We start from the raw sequence: 18,498 nt of genomic DNA, 5'->3' as shown, positions 1-18,498 counted from the left end.
CATCACATGAACCAGACACTCCTTACCCCTTGGCAGGAACATCATTTCTGGATTGAAATTCTTTCTGATCACGCAGTCTTTGTACGTGATTACTTATCTCCTAGTGAACACACCTATGTGAATGAAGCAAATCAGTTTGCAGCAGCATTCGATGAGCTTCAGACCCAGCTTACTTCTATTAAACCGGATGAATCCGCAAGCTCAGATGCTATGATAACCTTCTCTCAAAAAGCATATAAATTAGCAAGAGCTTACTTTAATTTTGAAGGGAAGGTTCAGAGGCGTAGAATTCGAAATGAAATTAACATTAACCTTAGTCCCTCTTACTTTAATGGAACGTTAGATGAGAATCAGGAATACTTGCGTCAGCTTACTTTCTATATTGAAGGGAAGGTTCCTCCCCCTCTTTCGCTTTTAGACTTAATGGACCTATGGTTAACGGATCAAGTGGGTCATGCCGCGCTCTTAATCGATATTCTTGATCCAATTGAAGTTGAGTTTATAAGGAAAGCACAGAGTATTCAGAACCAATTTCAAGTGTATATTTCGAAAAACAGAGCAATGCGAGGGTTTCTTCGATTCACCCCCTCTGGCTTTCGAGCACAACAACGATTTGCAGATGAGGTCGCTCATTCGATACAAGCTTTAAACGCACTTGTGGAAGAGGTAATGTCTCTTTACCAAGTTGATGAAGTTCTAAACAACACGAATTTGAGATTTCTTGAACATCATTTTCCCGAAAGCTGTTATTTCCTAGTCCACCTTAGCCAATATGCTCCATCCATTCCATCGCCTTCATGTTCCCTAACGAAGCCTTCTTATTTCTCTTCAAAAAATTAAATTCCGTTTGCTCTTACCGAGAAAAAAGCCATTTATTAAGGGGGCAATACATAGACTTGCTAATTCAGTTGCCTCCTTAATAAACAAGCATTAAACAATCCAGCCATTAAAAACCATACCTAAATTAATAAGCATATGAAACACGATAGATGGGTAAATACTTCTTGATTTTATGACAACAATCGCATAAAAAAGCCCGCCAAAAGAGAATAGGATACTCATTATTACAGGTATTCCGATTGATATATGTAAGAGACCAAAACCAACACTTGTTATCAAAATAGCATATAAGGTCGAAACACTCCTCTTTAAGCTTGATAACATCACACCTCTCCAAATAACTTCTTCCAAAGTAGCGTTTATAAGGGCAAACAAAACCCCAAATAGGAGTAGTGATCGAATATAGCTCATCTCCTGAAAGAGAACAGGTAAAAATATCATGCTCGAACCAATCAATCCAAAAAGCAAGAAGTATCCTACCTTTATCTGATGGAATGGCATCATAATGTGATCTTTCCAATTCGGTAAACGTAAGTACAGGAGCAGTTTCTGTCTGGATACCTTTAGTGAAATAATGGTGCTTATTAGAATAAACAATAGGAAACTTCTATTTATTAAAACTTTCATTTCTTGAGAAATAGTTAGCTTTTGAACAAAGGTGCTTCCAACCTGATAGATGAGTAACCCTAACAAAAAGAATATAAACAAAGAAACTGAAGAACGATAATCCTTGTTTCGAAAGTATAATAGAAGCAAGCATGTGAGTGGAATAAGACCAAATACAAACATTTTAATCGAAGTAAGAATGATACCTGCGAAAAATAGAGCTGCTGACAATAAATAAAATAATGTCTTTTTTTTGTTGATTTAAAACCCTCCTTCCTTGCATTTTATTTATCTTTAAGTAAAACGCCTCCTGTAATTAATTTACACAAAAAGGAGCGTAATCCTCTATGGATGATCGCTCCTTTTCTTTAAGTATCATCTTTCACTACTTTAAAACCTCAGATTTCCCCATTCATTTAACAATACGCAGTTATTTTAACGATTTGATGATTTTCATCATCATCCTTGCTGCGACATTCTGGCCGTAAAATTGATTGGTTGTTCCTGTAAAGTACAGGTCACTTCTTGGATGGTAAAACGAAAAAGCTCCTGTCTGTCCCCAATGTCCGAGCATTCCATCTTTAATCTCTTTTAGAAATAGTGGCTGACTTGCAATTCCAACTCCATAAAAGAACACACCTGGACTGAAAAGGAGTTTCCAGTCTTTAAGCTCGTTCAAATCTTCTTTTGGAAAGAACTGCCCATTGAAAAAGGCCTTTAAGAAGATCATAGATTCCTTAGCGGTTGAAACAATACCCCCTTCTGGTCCTATCGATGACATATAATTGGGTAGATGAAGTTCCTTATCTTTGAAATAAAAAGGTGCAGGTCGATGATCATTCACATCTTCAAATAAATACGTTTCTTTTAACTCCAGTTCATCAAAAATAACTTCCTTAAAGACCGTGTTGATATCTTTCTTGGTAATCGTTTCAATAATTTTTCCTAAGAGCTGATAATTTGTATCCGAGTATTGAGCCTTTTTACCGGGAGTAAATTTCGGTTCCTTTTGTTTTGCACTCGCTAGTGTTCTCTCAAAACCCCAAGTTTGGTCTTTTCCCGTTGTTAATTCCCTAACCGCACCAGTTGAGAAATAATCAGGAATTCCAGATGTGTTTGACATTAACTGTTTGATTGTTATTTCTCTAGAGTAGTCTTTTCCTTTAAAAATGTGGAGTTCATGCATCGTTTCATCTTTCAAGTAGTCTGAGATTTTATCATGGAGGTTTAGACTATTTTTTGATCGTAAGTTTAGTAAGACTGCAGTAACATATAATTTCGTTACGCTTGCAATAAAATATGGCCTATCGATCGTTAGATTTCCAGCACCTTTTAAGAGCGACAGAGAATCATCCCCATTTTCAACACACATTAAAGCTCCATATATGTGCTTCTTTGATACCGCGGATGACACTAATTCAGAAACAAATGATGACTCATTTGTTTGAATCAACAATAATCTCCCCCTCTACATTCACACGTTTTTAACCTTTTCCTTCAACTTTTTATGATGGTTGTTTATCTTTATTCATGGTTGGAAACGAATAGAGCACTGTTCTAACTTAATAGCATTACAATCGTTTTTATTCTTATGTAACCACTGCTGTGTGTTGATGGCATACAAAAGGTCCACTCTCTTATAAGAGAGCGGACCTTTTTTCATACAAGAAATGGGATGATCAAACCAGCTAACAACAGAATGATCGCTCCACCTAAACGAGACGAAATTTGTGCAAATGGCATGAGCTCCATTCGTTTTGAAGATGAAAGGACTGCTACATCTCCTGTCCCTCCCATATTTGCCATACAAAGTCCTGCTGTAATGGCTGATTCAATCGGGTAGAAGCCAACGAGCTTACCTAAAAGACCTGCTCCGATCACCGCACCAACAACAACCCCGAGCACAGTAACAATGTATTGGATCGTTAATGCTTCAAGCACAGTACCTAAATCGGTATAAGCGATACCAATCCCAAACAAGAGCGCAAACGTCCAGTTTTTTGCAACAAACTTATACCATTGATTTGCTCCATTCAAAATGCTTTCTGGGATGATTCCAGCAACCTTCGTTATCGCGACAACAATAATCATAATTGCATATGCGTGAATTGGGATGAAACCAGCTAATAATGATCCTACAGAAAAGAACAATACTGCAGCCATTAGTCCGATTCCCATCTTTTGTATATCAAACGAGGGTTTTTCTTCTTTGTATTCAAACCCTTTTAATAACTGCCCTTTCCCAGACAAAGAAGGCATTTTCTTCCCAAGCATATTCAGCATACTAGCAATAATAATGGCAAATACGTTACCTAAAGCTAAAGCAGGAACGAGCATCGATATATAGTAACTTGGATCGTTCCCCATCAATTCACTATATATTTGACTCATAGGAACGGCACCTGCACCCATTCCACCTCCCATAATAGGCATTGTAATAACGAGTACTGCATCTCTTAATGTAAAACCAACCATTGCCCCAAGCAACCCACCTACCGCCATAGCACCTACTACGGCTCCGAAAATAGGGAGAAAATAGCGAAGACCAACTTTAATTAAAATGCTCTTATTCATACCCAATATACTACCTGTAATTAAAGCAGCAATATAAAAATTTAAGAAACCTCCATCTTTCATAAAGTCATTAATCAATGTTGCTGTACCATCTGGAATTAAACCAGCATATACCATATAAGCAGCACCAAAGATAGCTAATATTGCGCCTCCGCCTAAGTAGGTTTTTAAGATTGGTGTATGATCGCCAATCCATCCAAAAAGTTCACCAAGAACCATCATAATGAGTAGGCTTCCAATCATGCCTCCTGGTAAGTTCCCAGTGTACATGATGACAAGAGTAAGGGCAGTAATCACGAAAAACCAAGTAAGTGGAAGACCAAACAATGTAACCGCTTTCTTATTTTGGTTTAATAAAGTCACACCTTGCGTTGACGGTTGATTCGTTTGCACTCTTTCAGCTGAGCTTGACATAGTACCTCTCCTTTTCTAAATAATTTCTCGTGTACCTTACAAAATGGTTGTCCTAATACGTCATTCACCCCTTCGGACTTACCGTTCAACCATCTTGCAACCACGTCTTTTGTGAGTTTTATCTTACGTGCAAACGCTTTATTTTCCTACCATTTGAAAATAAATAACTTATTGTAATTAAAAAAAGCAGCCAATTCGGCTGCTTTTTTAATGGTAGAATTCAAGACTCATATTATATTCAGTTTTTATTTGATACTGATAAACAGGCCTCCCGATCCCATAGATCAAGGTTTCTTCAAGAAAGTCAATTTCCTTTAAAAACTTTAAATATTTTCTGATGGAGACCCTTGAAATATCTGCTTCTCGTGCAACCTCATCTGTTGAAAAGGTTTCGTTCTGCTTCGTGTGGATGATACCGATAATATGCTCTAGCGTCGTTTTAGTCAGCCCTTTCGGCACTTGGATACGTCTATCTTCAAAATGATGTTCCTTCTTTATAAAAATGTTGTCGATCTCGTCCTGGCTTACTTTCGGCTTATCTTTTAAAGGAAAGTGGTTTTCTTTATATTTGTTTAAAGCTCTTTTTAGACGATGAAAATCAAACGGTTTAATTAAGTAATCAACCGCACCAAGACGAAGCGATTGTTGAATTTGCTCTCTCTCTGAAGCAGCCGTAATCAGTATGACATCTACTTGCTCATCTTTTGCTCTGAGTTCTTTTAGAAACTGCAATCCGTCTCTTCCAGGCATGTATACATCGAGGAGAATCAAGTCTATTCGACACTCACTTAATGAGCGTAAAGCTTCTACTACATTAGAAGCTTCGGCCGCTACTTGATACCCTCCAACCTGCTCTATGTACTGTTTATTTAAGTTGGCGACCATCGGATCATCTTCTACAATCATCACCTGAATCATGCGTTGTCCACCTCCGCTTCATAAGGAATGATCACTGTGAATACTGTGCCTTGGTTTACGATCGAATCAAACTCAATAGATCCATCCAGTGCTCTTACACTTTCTTGTACAAGGTGTAGGCCGTATCCCCTGTTATTTCCTTTTGTCGAAACACCCTTTTGAAATATCTCTTGATGGTGTTCTTCTTTAATTCCTGGTCCAGTGTCTCGTACTTCAATTTCGATCAATTCATCAACATATGATAGGGTGAGAGACATCACTTTCTCGCTTCTTCCGTTAAGACTTTCGATAGAGTTGTCGAGCAAATTTCCAATAATCGTTACGATTTCATGGGTAACTCCTTCATCTTTTGCTGCTGCAATATCGGTTTCACATACTACGCTCAATTGGATATTTTGTTCTCGAGCATAGCTTAATTTTCCAATCATAAATCCTGCTAATACAGGATCTTTTATTTTATTGGTTATGATATCTGCTTCATAAACTTGATGATCGACGAGCTGTTTAATATACGCCTTCATGTCTTTGAAAGATTTCAGCTCAATCATACCTAGCAAAACATGGAGTTTGTTTTTAAATTCATGAGACTGGGCACGAAGCGACTCTGCATACAAACGCACACCTGTCAGCTGTTCGGCCAGCTGATTCACCTCGGTTTTATCCCGAAACGTTGATATCGCTCCGACCACTTCATTGTTCACAATAAGTGGGACACGGTTTACGATTATGGACGAGCCATTGATTAGCTGCTCTTCATCAAGCTCTGCCTCTCCTGTCATAAGTACTCTACCAAGCATTGAATGAGGAATGTATTCAGTAATCGGAAGACCTATAGGATCTTCTTCCTCAATACCTGCTTTATGAAAAATAGTTCTTGCTGATTTATTGACGAGCGTAATTCGAGATTCGGCATCTACAGCAATGATTCCTTCATGAACTGATTGCAGCATACCGTTTCGTTCCTCATGTATGCGAGCAATCGCTGCTGGTTCTAAACCAAATAAGCTTTTCTTAATAAATCGTGCTAACAAGAATGCTCCAATGACACCTACAAGTACACCGACAATAGAACCTATTAAAACATTAACATGGTTGCTTCTCAACGACGCTTCAACTGCATCTAAGGAAATTCCAACAGAAACAGCGCCAACCTGTTCCCCATTTTCAGCAATTACAGGAGTAAAGGCTCGTACAGATTGACCTAACGTTCCTTCAGATATCGATATGTACTCTTCTCCGTTCAACACTCTCTCCTCGTCACCACCGACAAATTCCTTACCAATCAAATCAGGATTGGGATGGGATCGACGAATTCCTTCCATATTCATAACTACAACAAATAAAACGTCTGACGCTTCTTGAATACTCATAGCGTAGTCCTGAACGGTTTGATTGTTCGTCTTAAGTTGTAGTTCTTTCTGTACAACAAATGATTCTGACACCGAACGGGAAACGATCAACGCCTTCTCTTCAAGCTGATTTCGAATATCCTCACTCGTACTCGTGGTAATCAAAAGATCAGTAATGACTAATGATAAGAAAACAACTAGAAGCACGAAGATAATGATGATCGTACTTAATTTAAAACGGGATTGTTTCATTTAACCTCTCCTTATGAGAAGCCCTCTAATTGTGGGGACTAATTGTTTATTGGAGAATTGATTAATGGATAAGTCGGGATTAATGATACAGAAGAAATGCTAAACAAATCAGAAATGGGCTAGAAACAAGTCTAGCTTTTTATTTTTATGAATGATAGATTGTGCAAACTATGAGGAAAATTACAAATAAATGATACATCTATATTTTACCATAGTAGTTCCAGCACCCAGATGTGAACACTCGCAGTTACCTATGGCTAAAAAGATTCCTTAATAACCTAATACAAAAAAACAGGAGACCATATATTGCGGCTCCTGTATCTCTAATACATCGTCTAACTCTTTGAAAGCTTCCTATTGAAGTAGGAGTTAAGGTCTACTATAAACCTACTTTTTCATGATTTGATATGTATGACTAAGATAAAACGATACTCATCATCAAGTAAAAATAGAAACTGCCTTTTATTAAATTCACTTAAATAATGTGGACGTGATCCTTTCTAAATTAACGCTCCCAAAACACAAAAATTATAGTGTACAGTTTCTTCAATAATTGCATACTTGTAACGAACTTCTTTTACATCTATTAAACAATTTGCAATAAGGTAATAATCAACCGCGTTTAATTTAAATAAACCTTTCTAAATACTCATCAAATATTTTATTCATCACTTTGGGTGTGTTCTCCAAATAAGCAGTGATTTGATCATTGTTCGATTTGTATTTATCTGAGTTTCTTTCATCTGTTGGAAAATTAGAAATCCCTTTTATTATAATGCACTCAACATTATTCTTCTTACAGATATAAGCAATTGCCCCCGCTTCTGTATCGGCTATTGTTATTTCGTTTTCTTTAAGAGTTAAATAGTCCTTCCACATCACTACCGCTTTATCGGCAGTGCCAATTGTTCCAGTATGAAAATCGCTACCATACTTCGATAGATTTAGTTCAACTACGAAAGATTGCTTAATAAGGGGCTCTATTTCTTTTACTGTACAATCATATTGAACTGCTTTATTGGGTACAAAAACATCTAAATTACTGAACGTATCATCTATCCCTGCACATGTACCGGCAACGATTACTTTAGTTAAATTAAAACGAGAGATCATATACTGATTACCACCAACACCATTCACTTTTCTTACGCCGGTACTATAAAAAACCAGTTCAGTATTATTGATTTTCCGTTTAAAATATTCGCCATAAGGATACCCGAAGCGTTCGTCATCTTTTATACCGTAGTATTCCACGGTCGCCTCATATTCCCATTTAGTCGCTATACTTATTCCAATCATCACTTATCACCTTACCAACCATCTCCAATGTTTTTAAACACTTGATATTACCTGCTCTTTTACATATTGAGCGATCGTAAGTCATTCAAATTAGAGCGTCTCTTTCAATCTCTGTATCTTCGAATTGGAAATTAAGAAAACAGTTCCAAAAACGTCGATCCTGTCTCCCTTTACGCGTACAGCGCAATCTTTGTTCGAAGCGTAAATAGTTATTTCTTCCGATAAGGGAGAGAGTTCGCTCTGAACCCTTTCAAAATTATTTTCAAGATCAAAATGAGATAAAACGGAGAAATTATCTAGACCGATTCCTTTGTAAACAGAGTTCTTTTCAACGTTAAATCCAAGGTTTTTCGAGCATAACCATTTAGTAGACATGTTGAATGCACCAGCACTTGCACCCAACACAATAGCGCTGCTTTTTTTAATGGAATCCATTAACTCATATTCTCTTAAAAAACCATTTTGTGTTAGTGGATCTCCACCCAACAAAAAAATAACTGAAGCATTTTGTATTATCGTTTGTGCTTCTTCCTTATGTACGCGAAAATTAATCAAATGATAGTCATCAAACAAAATACCAGCCTGATCAAGCCAGGAGCGTTCAGTAGCACCATCATCTTCAAGTTTAGATGGATTCGAGCTAATCATGGCAATCGATTTTCTATCAGTTATATCTTCTTGTAACAGCCTTCCCAGCCTCTCTGGAAAGAAATTGTTAAACCACCCTAAATAATAGTGAGTTTTCATAAATACCCCCGTTGCAAAACTTAATAAGGGAACCTCACCCATAAAGAAGTCCCCTTAGCTAATCAAAATTCTCCATAACTATTTGGTTTGTTTAGAAAACTAATCCTTATCTCTTTTTTCTCCTATAAAGATCAAGCGTTTTATACCCCTCTGATAAAACCTCAACCATTTGCTTTGTTCGTTTATCTCTAGTGGCTTGCTGCTTGGCCGAGAAAATTTGCCTCGCCCAGTCCCTTTGGTACCCGGGAGTTAAATCACGGAAGAATGCAAGCTCTGATGGATGTTCTCCCAAAAGAGTTTCTACATTGCTAATTTTATCTTCATAATCCGCAACACATTGACTGGCAGGAGCCGTTTTCGGAACTTTTCTCTTTTCTTTTTTCATTCCTACCACAGTAAATACATCATCCATGCTGACCATGCGTGAGAACTTTATATCGCTATTATCGACATAGCCATCTTCTCCTACATTCAACGCTGGAAACATGTCATCTCTATGAATGTATGAATCGTATTTTTTGTTACCTTTCTTCGGATATGCAAAGAACACATATCCCTTTGGCAAAAGCACTTCGTCATTAGCGATGATAACATTGAGGTTCTGAGTCATCTCTTCTATCGTTTTGACGAATATAAATATAGCATCGTGCTTCCCAGACAAAGACTTCGAGTATTCCTCAAAGAACTCATATCCTCCTGGGTTATGAAGAACAGCCATATTTTCGTATTTTGTTAACTTAAGTTTATCTACGATCGACATCTTATGTAACGCCCCCTAAAAAGTCGTATTACTCAAAAATAGCTAGCACTGCACCAGCGGGATCTTTAATAACACAGAAGAACATCTCACCCATGTACCTAGGACCATCAAGTATCTGCCCACCGTGTTCGATACAATTATCGGCACTTTCTTTGACACTTTCAACCTTTACATACATAAGCCATTGAGGAGGGAGCGAGGCATTGGTTCCTTTCGCATGGCAAATTCCTGTAACTGTCTCACCGGCTGGCGTTTTAATATCGAAATCATGATACGTTCCCATATCATGTTCACTGGCTTTCCACCCAACAACTTTAGTATAAAAATCTTTAATTTCCTCAGCATTCCCGACCGTTAAGTCTCGCCAATGAATTTGTCCAATATCATTCTTGTCATTACTCAAATACATTCTCCTTTCGCTTCAATCATTTGCTCCCTAAAGTAAATGAACCTTTCATTTTAGGTTTAATGCATTTGAGCAATCTGAATAAGGTTACCGCACGTATCGTCGAAAACAGCAATTGTAACCTCACCTATATTTGTTGGTTCCATCGTAAATTGAACACCGCGTTTCTTTAATTCCTCATACTCTTTTTGAACATCTTCCACACCAAACATTGTTGCTGGGATACCATCAGCGTATATCTTCTCTTGATACTCTTTGGCGGCGGAGTGAATATTAGGTTCAAGTACTAGTTCAGTACCTACTCGATTTTCGTCAGAAACAACAGTAATCCATCTATATTCACCAACCGGCTTATCTTCCTTTTTCACAAATCCGAGTGTATCAGTATAGAACTTTAAGGCTCTTTCTTGATCCTGCACAAATATACTTGTAACGATAATTCTCATAGTCGTTTCGCCTCCAATAAGTAACGTTTTTTATCAATCAAAATCATCTTATCAAGCACATTTATTATTCCTTTATCTTACAAAGAGTGTCCATACTACAACCGCTCCAACAACAAACGCGAACAGTAATTCCATCATTGCACCTTTCTTCCTACCAGCCCAAAAGTTCTTTAAGCATTTGACTAACTATTCCAACGGCCACGATTCCTAACGTAAAATAACTTCCTGTCATGTCATTTGTGTGGTCGGCATCAAAAGTAAATTGTATTGCGCCTATTGCGAAGATACCACCCATAATATAGAGCGTGATTAGTAGCCCCTTCTTATTCTTTGAGTATCCTTGTTTTCCGTTCTCCATTTCAAACATCCTTACTACACTAAAGCTTTTCATTTGCTACTTTTTTCTAACTCTACCACGCTCGTGTAGTTGTACTAACTACTTAATTAGCTAAACGGGCATGGCCAATACTCGTATTATGAAGCATTATGTAAAAACGGAAATCAACTTGTACTAATAGGTCCCGATGGAGTACGATACGTCCAAACTTTGTCACGACCTCACTTCCCCTTTTTCAACTTGATCACCTTGAAAATTACCCTTATACTTTTCGTGCAATCCATTATACACTTATACTTATTGTAACTGAGGAGGACGAATTGTGATAGATTTGCGCAGTGACACGGTCACGAAACCAGATGAGAGAATGAGAAAAGCAATGTATGAAGCTGAAGTTGGGGATGATGTGTACGGAGAAGATCCAACAGTAAATAAACTTGAAGAAATGGCAGCGGCTTTACTTGGCAAAGAAGATGCCCTATTTGTAACGAGTGGTACGCAGGGAAATCAGATTGCCGGATTGGTACACTGCCTTCCAGGACAGGAAGTTATCATGGAATCTCAGGCGCACATCTTTCTCTATGAAGCTGCTGCTCTATCAGCGTTTTCGGGAGTTCAAATTAAGACGATCGATGGTGAAAATGGGGCAATGAATCCAGCAGAGGTCGAAGCTGCTGTTCGTGGAGAAGATATCCACCAGCCTGAAACCGGGCTGATCTGCATTGAAAATACGCACAATAAAGCAGGTGGTGCTGTTGTGCCTCTTGAAAACATGGAGGCAATTTATCAAGTCGCGAAACAAAACGATATTCCTGTTCACTTAGACGGTGCACGGTTATTCAACGCTTCAGTTGCTTCTACGACGCCTATAAAAGAGTTCGCAAAGTATACTGATTCTGTGCAGTTTTGCTTATCAAAAGGGTTAGGTGCACCTGTTGGCTCTATTATTGCCGGCTCCTCTGACTTCATTTCCCATGCTCGAAAATGGCGTAAACGCTTAGGCGGCGGACTAAGGCAAGTTGGCGTACTCGCTGCACCCGGTATCATCGCACTCGAAGAAAATATAGTGCGTCTTCAGAATGATCACGCGAACGCAAAACACCTTGCCGAAGGGCTTCAAGCAATTGAAGGTTTAACTATTAAAAATAGTGTGGATACAAACATTATTTTAGTAGACATCTCTGATTGTGGATTAAGCACGGAGGCGTTCGTTCATCAATTAAAGAATCACGATATTTTAACAGGTGCATTTGGTCCTAACACGATCCGCTTCGTCACGAACAATGGGATCTGTGAAGAAGATATTGGTACTGTTGTCGCAAAGGTGAAGAAAATTGTTAAGGCTTAATACTTCGTTCTAGAGTGCTTACTGTTAGTTCAGTAAGCACTTCTTTTAAAACTAATCAAAAAAGTAAAACTTAAAAAGTCTTGCACTTTGAGGCAAGTCTTCTTTCATTAAATAGATGCTATATCCTCTATTACAACTTTTCGATCGTCTTCTTTAGCTATTTCATCACAAGCTTGATAAGCGAGTTCTTTATATTTGTTACTTTCTTCTTCTTGGTCCACAACCTTGTATGCCCGTGCTAAAGCTTCGTAAGCGAATGCAAGATCAAAACCTTTTATTTCTTCTTGTAAGCAAACATCCAAACTTTGTTGAGCATGATGAAGAGCTGGTTCGAACCGACCTAATACAGCATAAACTCGAGATATTTGCCAATCTCCTCTAGCCAAATTAATTGGCTCCCCAATAATTTCCCAGTGATAACGAGAAGCATGTGCCATATGTATCATCGTCTCGCTTTCACGATCCGTTCTTTCTTGTTTATCTAAGAAATCCCATGTTGAGTTAAATAGTGAGACGGCCATATGTTTATGGAATTCCTCTTTATTTAATCCTACCTGCATTTCCTCTCCTCCTTTATTAAACGGTATGCTTGATGTTTATCCATTATAAGAATGATTGGAGAACAGGGCTGACACCCTGAAGTCGAGCTGTTGATGCTCCTCGTTCGGTTAAGCTCACGTTAGTATCATCCACGACTAACTCCTTTACTTAATCATTGAGAGCGGACCTGTTGATATAACGATAAGAGATTTTTTGGGCTAACCATTGTAATACTTTACAATATGGTAAAAAAACTGCACTACACTTTCTTTGAAACACAAAACACCTCTGCAAAATCATTCGTGATTTTCTTGGAAGGGTCTAATTGCAAGTCACGTTTCATTCTCATTAATCCATCTTCATAATCTTTATCGCTAATTAAAGTAAGAACAGAAATATCTCTATTTTCAGCGTGATGAAAATAATCCTTTACTGCTATCTCTTCCATTCTATACTCCATTTTTAGATTAACTTTAAACCCTCTTTCAATGAGTTTTTGGTAGACCAATTCCTTTTTCCAAAACCGCTTTATATCTTCTTCATAGGCAGAAGGGAAGTAATAATAAACCCACCATTTCGGCATGTCATGAATAGCAATATTATGTAATTTATATATACCGTTTACCTTAAGTACCCTAGTTATTTCATCTAATGCCTTTTCCTTATCTTCATAATGATGAAAAGCATAGTTATTAGAAATAAAGTCAAAGACACCAGAATTATAAGGCAGCTTTTCAACATAACCGTGTACGAGATTAACATCTTCAACCTTTTCCTTGGCTTTATTTAACATCTCTTTTGATGCATCAAGGCCATACCAATTAATATTCTTCCCTTTGAAAAGTTGAATTTGCTTCTCAAGATATAGGCCTGTTCCACAAGAAAGATCGAGCATTTCAATGTTGTTTTGAGTATGCTGTTCAACATAGTCCATTAAGTCGTAATCTAGTTTTAATTCGTCGATTCTAAATTGATTATTATCATAGTTAGCAGCAATAGTAGAGTAGTTTGTTGTTTTCATGAAAAGCCCCCCCTCTCATAAACTCTAGTTTTGCCGATGAATATATTCTCTTAGAAGAATGATCACTATTGTTGATTAGCAGAAACTATTGCTTAAATTCTTGACCATGAAAAGGATTTATTACTTCCCATCCTTTCCCTTCGAACAATTTCCTTAGCATCCAAAGGTGATCACTCCCAATTACTAGCACAATCCGTTCATTCGTGTCTTCTGAGGTAATATTCACTAAATTTTTAAATATCATCAATTCTCGTTCAAACCATTTGTTTAAGATGTTAAAACCAACCATTTCACCTTGATCACTTTGAACTTCTACAAATGACAGATACATCTTTTCTAGATTTCTAATATATTCACTTTCATTTAATTTTTCATAAGAGCTAATTAAACTAAGTTCAGACGTAATTACTGGAGTATTTTCAGTCAGTGAAGTTATATTTTTATAAATTTCAGGATAAGAGCTTTGAACTACATGGTTAAAGTTCGCCATATCCTCTTTTGTAAGATGACCATCCCAATTAACTCCATAAACTCTATTGTGTTGCATCTTTTTAGCTAACCTAAATCCTAGTTGTTGTACTTCATCTATTTGGTAACTACTTTCTGAGTTATAGTATTCTTCGTTAAGTGTTTTATCTTGTGACCCGTCCCACTCTAATGCTATTTTCGTTGGCGAAAAGTCAAATAAATAACTAACCAACTCTTCAATTTCACTTTCTTTATGCTTTAGTTGTTCTGCATGTTGTTCAAAGTGAAAAGTTCCAACAAGAATAATTTCTTTCTTAAATGACATCGTATCCCCCTATGAACCGTTATTACATTTTCGGATAACTGCATATACCAAATATTTCAAAATAAAAATTTTAACTCAATTTTCATATAACAGGAGCCTTTCGTTTTATGGATGAGCTCCTGTTAATGAAATAGAATATAGGTTTTATATCTTTTTCTCCATAACGATATCTGTTTCTACATAACCTAATTTTTCGTACAAACCTCGAGCAATTTGATTGTGACCAAAGACATGAAGTTTTACAATTTTCAATCCTAATTTTTTTGCTTCAATTTCTATTTCTTTCATTGCTTTCTTCCCATAACCACGTCCTTGATACCCTTCCCGAATGTTTATGTCGAAAATAAATCCTTTTTCTGTTGTGCGCTGAGCAAGCCAGATCATCCCTACTTCTTTCTCTTCATCATGTATTGTAAATAGGTGATTATTTACCGTTTCTTCACCTTCTGGTAAAAGCCTTTCATATTCCTTGGTTGCCTTATCTATTGCTTCTTCTTCACTCCAATTCCCAGCCTTTACGTGTTCACCTGCATAGTTTTTAATAGCTTTTTTGAGATAACTTTGAAACTCACTTGCTTTCATTTTTTCTAATCTAATCATACTTTTCCCCTTTACTCTTTCAAAATGAATAAATTTTTATAATATAACTTCCCTCTTATTAATTTAAACAAAAAGGAGCATAATCCTTTTTAGATCTACGCTCCCTTTTATCTAGAATGATTCTATAATACATATTTTATCTTATTTGATCCGCTAAGTACCATCCCTTTCCACAATTATTATATTTAATAGATTTAAAGCTTTAAATGTATGTATGTATAGAGGAAATTATCGTATTAACCGTAAGCTGGAGTAAGATTACTACCATAATTGGAGCAACTAGAAGGCCTGACACCTATCTTATCCTTGGAAAGATGCGTAAAAAAACCCTCGTAACTACTTAGTCAACGAGGGTCTGTACTCATAATGCAATTATTTACAATCACATTTTTTATTTTAATAATCCGTCAATTGTTACAAACTCATAGCCTTCAGCTCTTAATTGATCAATCATTTGTGGCAGCGCATCGACGGTTCCTTGTAATTTGCTATTTTGGAAATTGTGTTGAAGGACAATTCCTCCTGGAGATTTATCTCTGTGAACAATGGAAAGGATTTCTTCCGCTGAATTACCACTCCAATCGATTGTATCGACTGACCACATGATGTTTTTAAATCCAAGTCTATCAAATACAATAGCATCTGCTAAAGTATAATCACCGTAAGGGGGTCTAAATAACGTAGCTTTTACTCCAGTTACTTTTTCAATAATTTCATTTGTTGACTTTATCTGTTGGACAACATCATCCGTATAGAGCTTGGATAATTGAGGATGATCCCATGTATGATTTGCAATGGTATGCCCTTCCTCTACCATTCTTTTAGATAACTGTGGAAAATAGGAAACTTGCTCTCCCACAACAAAAAATGTAGCAGGAACCTCTTTCTCTTTGAGGATATCAAGCAGTTGAGGTGTAATCAATTTGTCTGGACCATCATCAAAAGTTAAAGCGATCTTCTTTTCTGTAATATTAGCCTTTTCGTACGCAATTGGTTTTTCTGGTGTGTTTGTTTGAATAAAGGTCCTTCTAATTTTAGAGTCGTAGGTAACGTTCATCCCTAATTTTTTTGCTGTAACCACTAAAGGAATATAGGGACGATTATTGATAACAGTTGTCGTGGTAGCAAGGTACTCACGAACCCATTTGTTTTTATCTTTCACGTAATAGTCCATATAGGACTTCTCTAACGGAAGTGCTACAAAATTATTTCTTACAACAGCAATAGAATTGTATTTTGTATTTTTTTCAACAGTTGCTCCGGTGTGTTTAAAGAATAGATCTGGTACCATGACATGACCATTTTGCATATAGTAGTTCGACTTAATTAGTTCACCATCTACAGAAAAATAAGCAGTAGAAACGGTTGAAGCTTTTACCGGCACTGCACCAATAAATCCTGAAGTTATGAATACCATTAAAATAATTATTAAAAATAAACTCTTTTTCCCCGTTTTATATAATTTAGTCATTTTGACACTATTTCCCTCTCTCTTTTCTTTTATTACAGAATTATTACAGAGATAAGTTTATCAATAATTAATAGATAAGAATACAGTTAATTAGTGGTAAATATAAAGAGGCACTTTTCCTCTGGGAAATGTCGAAAACGTTGCGGAGATTCCTATTCTAGATTATCATTTGAGTATTCATCTTCTTTCAGCTGTAATTCTACATTCCACCTTGTTCATCTTTCTCTTATTACATTGATTGGATGCGATCTGGAAGACGCCTAAGGGCAGTGACTAGATTAAGATTCAATCGAGAATCCCATTCCTAAGAAAAAAGTTGAACCTCGTCGGTAAGACGCGATCCAACTTAACAATGCAAATGCTTTGGTTTGCTAATTAATAATTAACAGCTTCTTCTTGTTGGTGTTTTAAATCCTTCTCAGTCTTTTTAATGTCTAACTTCATAAGAATGGACACAACAAGCGCTAATAATATTAAAGCAAGAAAAACGTAAAATACAGGAGTGTAACTATCGGTTTTAGCCCGAATTTGAGAGACAATCATAGGTCCAAATACGCCACCTAGGGACCATGTTGTCAACAAATACCCATGAATGGCACCGAGTTGTTTCGTTCCAAACAAATCACCAATAAACGCAGGGAGATTAGAAAATCCTCCGCCGTAACAAGTAACAACGAGGAAAATTAAGAGTTGGAATATGATGATGTTTGATGTAATTGGAAGCATGAAAAAAGCAACAGTTTGTATTAAGAAAAAGATCAGAAAAACATTGGGGCGGCCAATATAGTCTGAAGCTGTTGCCCAGCCAAGACGACCTCCGCCATTAAATACACCCATAATTCCGACCATCGTGGCAGCTGCAGCGGCTGATAACCCTACAACTTCTTGGGCCATTGGTGAAGCAACTGAAATCATCATAATTCCTGCGGTAGTATTAATAAGCATCATTGTCCAAAGCAGCCAAAAACGCTTTGTTTTAACCGCTTCTTTTGAAGTCAATTGTTGTAAGTCCTTTTTATAAACTTTTTTCCCAGAGGCCATATTTTGTTTCATAGAAGCTGGCATCCAGCCTTCAGGGGGTGGGGCTATGTAAGAAGCACCTAATAGAATAAATACAAAGTAAGCTGCACCCAATATGTAAAATGTATTAGATATTCCAATTAAAGTTATTAAGTTAGCTGCAACCGGTGCTGTAATGAGTGCTCCTGTTCCGAAACCAAGTACCGCTAATCCGGTTGCTAACCCTCTTCGGTCAGGGAACCATTTCACTAGAGTTGATACGGGGGAAATATAGCCAATACCAAGTCCAAGTCCACTTGCTACCCCATAGGCCATTAGGAAAAGTGGAAGTGACTCAATCGCGATCGCAATCCCCGAACCTGCTTGTCCTAATCCAAACAAAACACCAGCCAGAGCTGCTGATTTTCTTGGTCCATTTTTTTCAACAAATTTTCCAAACAATGCTGCAGATGACCCAGCCAGTGCCATCATAATGGTAAATGCAATCGTTACTTGAGTTGGAGTCCAACCCATTTGTTCACTTACGGGGGTGGTATATACGCTATACGCATAGGCACCTCCGATGGAAAGGTGGATGGAAATAGCTGATAAAGCAATTAACCATCTGTTTTTCAATGCTTTCATATTCTGTACCTCCTTCACTCTCTTTGTAAACGGATTCATGAAGACAGGATACTACGAGTAACTAGAAAAATCAAACTATTTAAAATTATTTGAAACCATCACAAAGTCATGTAGTGGTATTGTAATTCAATAT

Annotated in this window: 19 protein-coding genes; 2 read left to right on the top strand and 17 right to left on the bottom strand. The window is 37.1% G+C overall.

What is annotated here, in order from left to right; all coding sequences use genetic code 11:
• Positions 1–6: 6 nt before the first annotated feature.
• Complete coding sequence (locus ACXADT_RS12865; RefSeq protein ID WP_474831456.1) at positions 7–840, top strand: DUF2935 domain-containing protein; 834 nt, start codon at positions 7–9, stop codon at positions 838–840.
• A gap of 90 nt (positions 841–930) precedes the next feature.
• Here the strand turns inward: ACXADT_RS12865 and ACXADT_RS12860 are convergent, their stop codons facing one another.
• The 11 genes from ACXADT_RS12860 to ACXADT_RS12810 form a co-directional block, all read right to left on the bottom strand.
• Positions 931–1,251, bottom strand: coding sequence for a lysostaphin resistance A-like protein (locus ACXADT_RS12860; protein ID WP_474834537.1), 321 nt, complete (start codon positions 1,249–1,251; stop codon positions 931–933).
• A gap of 625 nt (positions 1,252–1,876) precedes the next feature.
• On the bottom strand, positions 1,877–2,899 hold the full coding sequence (locus tag ACXADT_RS12855) for a serine hydrolase domain-containing protein (RefSeq protein WP_474831455.1): 1,023 nt from the start codon (positions 2,897–2,899) through the stop codon (positions 1,877–1,879).
• A gap of 206 nt (positions 2,900–3,105) precedes the next feature.
• The gene (locus ACXADT_RS12850) at positions 3,106–4,434 is read right to left on the bottom strand and encodes a 2-hydroxycarboxylate transporter family protein (protein WP_474831453.1); all 1,329 of its coding nucleotides are present in this window, start codon (positions 4,432–4,434) and stop codon (positions 3,106–3,108) included.
• A 207-nt stretch (positions 4,435–4,641) separates the two neighbouring features.
• Positions 4,642–5,352: a response regulator gene (locus ACXADT_RS12845; protein WP_270182289.1), complete on the bottom strand. Its 711-nt coding sequence runs from the start codon at positions 5,350–5,352 to the stop codon at positions 4,642–4,644.
• Positions 5,349–6,953, bottom strand: coding sequence for a DcuS/MalK family sensor histidine kinase (gene dcuS, locus ACXADT_RS12840; protein ID WP_474831451.1), 1,605 nt, complete (start codon positions 6,951–6,953; stop codon positions 5,349–5,351). Before dcuS ends, ACXADT_RS12845 begins: the two co-directional genes overlap by 4 nt.
• A 627-nt stretch (positions 6,954–7,580) precedes the next feature.
• Entirely contained in the window at positions 7,581–8,252 is a 672-nt protein-coding gene (locus ACXADT_RS12835) for a 5'-methylthioadenosine/S-adenosylhomocysteine nucleosidase family protein (protein ID WP_474831450.1), read from the bottom strand.
• A gap of 90 nt (positions 8,253–8,342) precedes the next feature.
• Positions 8,343–8,999 carry a Type 1 glutamine amidotransferase-like domain-containing protein gene (locus tag ACXADT_RS12830; RefSeq protein WP_474831449.1) on the bottom strand — a complete coding sequence of 219 codons (657 nt, stop codon included), beginning with the start codon at positions 8,997–8,999 and terminating at the stop codon, positions 8,343–8,345.
• Positions 9,000–9,105: 106 nt separating this feature from the next.
• Positions 9,106–9,759: a YdeI/OmpD-associated family protein gene (locus tag ACXADT_RS12825; RefSeq protein ID WP_474831447.1), complete on the bottom strand. Its 654-nt coding sequence runs from the start codon at positions 9,757–9,759 to the stop codon at positions 9,106–9,108.
• Positions 9,760–9,787: 28 nt separating this feature from the next.
• On the bottom strand, positions 9,788–10,162 hold the full coding sequence (locus ACXADT_RS12820; protein WP_474831446.1) for a VOC family protein: 375 nt from the start codon (positions 10,160–10,162) through the stop codon (positions 9,788–9,790).
• A 62-nt stretch (positions 10,163–10,224) separates the two neighbouring features.
• Positions 10,225–10,611, bottom strand: coding sequence for a VOC family protein (locus ACXADT_RS12815; protein ID WP_270182294.1), 387 nt, complete (start codon positions 10,609–10,611; stop codon positions 10,225–10,227).
• Between the two features lie 151 nt (positions 10,612–10,762).
• Entirely contained in the window at positions 10,763–10,969 is a 207-nt protein-coding gene (locus ACXADT_RS12810) for a hypothetical protein (RefSeq protein WP_474831444.1), read from the bottom strand.
• Positions 10,970–11,270: 301 nt separating this feature from the next.
• On the opposite strand from ACXADT_RS12810, the gene ltaE reads away from it, so the two are divergent.
• Complete coding sequence (ltaE, locus tag ACXADT_RS12805; protein ID WP_474831443.1) at positions 11,271–12,296, top strand: low-specificity L-threonine aldolase; 1,026 nt, start codon at positions 11,271–11,273, stop codon at positions 12,294–12,296.
• A gap of 107 nt (positions 12,297–12,403) precedes the next feature.
• On the opposite strand, the gene ACXADT_RS12800 is transcribed toward ltaE, so the two are convergent.
• From ACXADT_RS12800 to ACXADT_RS12775, 6 genes are all read right to left on the bottom strand, one after another.
• Positions 12,404–12,856, bottom strand: coding sequence for a hypothetical protein (locus ACXADT_RS12800; protein WP_474831441.1), 453 nt, complete (start codon positions 12,854–12,856; stop codon positions 12,404–12,406).
• A 239-nt stretch (positions 12,857–13,095) separates the two neighbouring features.
• A complete protein-coding gene (locus tag ACXADT_RS12795) occupies positions 13,096–13,857 on the bottom strand; it encodes a class I SAM-dependent methyltransferase (protein WP_474831439.1) in 762 nt (253 codons plus the stop codon).
• An 85-nt stretch (positions 13,858–13,942) separates the two neighbouring features.
• Positions 13,943–14,650 carry a DUF5694 domain-containing protein gene (locus ACXADT_RS12790; protein ID WP_474831438.1) on the bottom strand — a complete coding sequence of 236 codons (708 nt, stop codon included), beginning with the start codon at positions 14,648–14,650 and terminating at the stop codon, positions 13,943–13,945.
• A gap of 144 nt (positions 14,651–14,794) precedes the next feature.
• Positions 14,795–15,250, bottom strand: coding sequence for a GNAT family N-acetyltransferase (locus tag ACXADT_RS12785; RefSeq protein WP_270182300.1), 456 nt, complete (start codon positions 15,248–15,250; stop codon positions 14,795–14,797).
• Between the two features lie 391 nt (positions 15,251–15,641).
• On the bottom strand, positions 15,642–16,721 hold the full coding sequence (locus ACXADT_RS12780) for a polysaccharide deacetylase family protein (RefSeq protein ID WP_474831437.1): 1,080 nt from the start codon (positions 16,719–16,721) through the stop codon (positions 15,642–15,644).
• Positions 16,722–17,096: 375 nt separating this feature from the next.
• Complete coding sequence (locus ACXADT_RS12775; protein WP_474831435.1) at positions 17,097–18,365, bottom strand: L-lactate MFS transporter; 1,269 nt, start codon at positions 18,363–18,365, stop codon at positions 17,097–17,099.
• Between the last annotated feature and the right edge of the window lie 133 nt (positions 18,366–18,498).

It is taken from the genome of Anaerobacillus sp. ABR4_321 (assembly GCF_056158505.1).
Note: the sequence above shows the minus strand (reverse complement) of the source record. Positions and strands in the feature narration are given on the sequence as shown.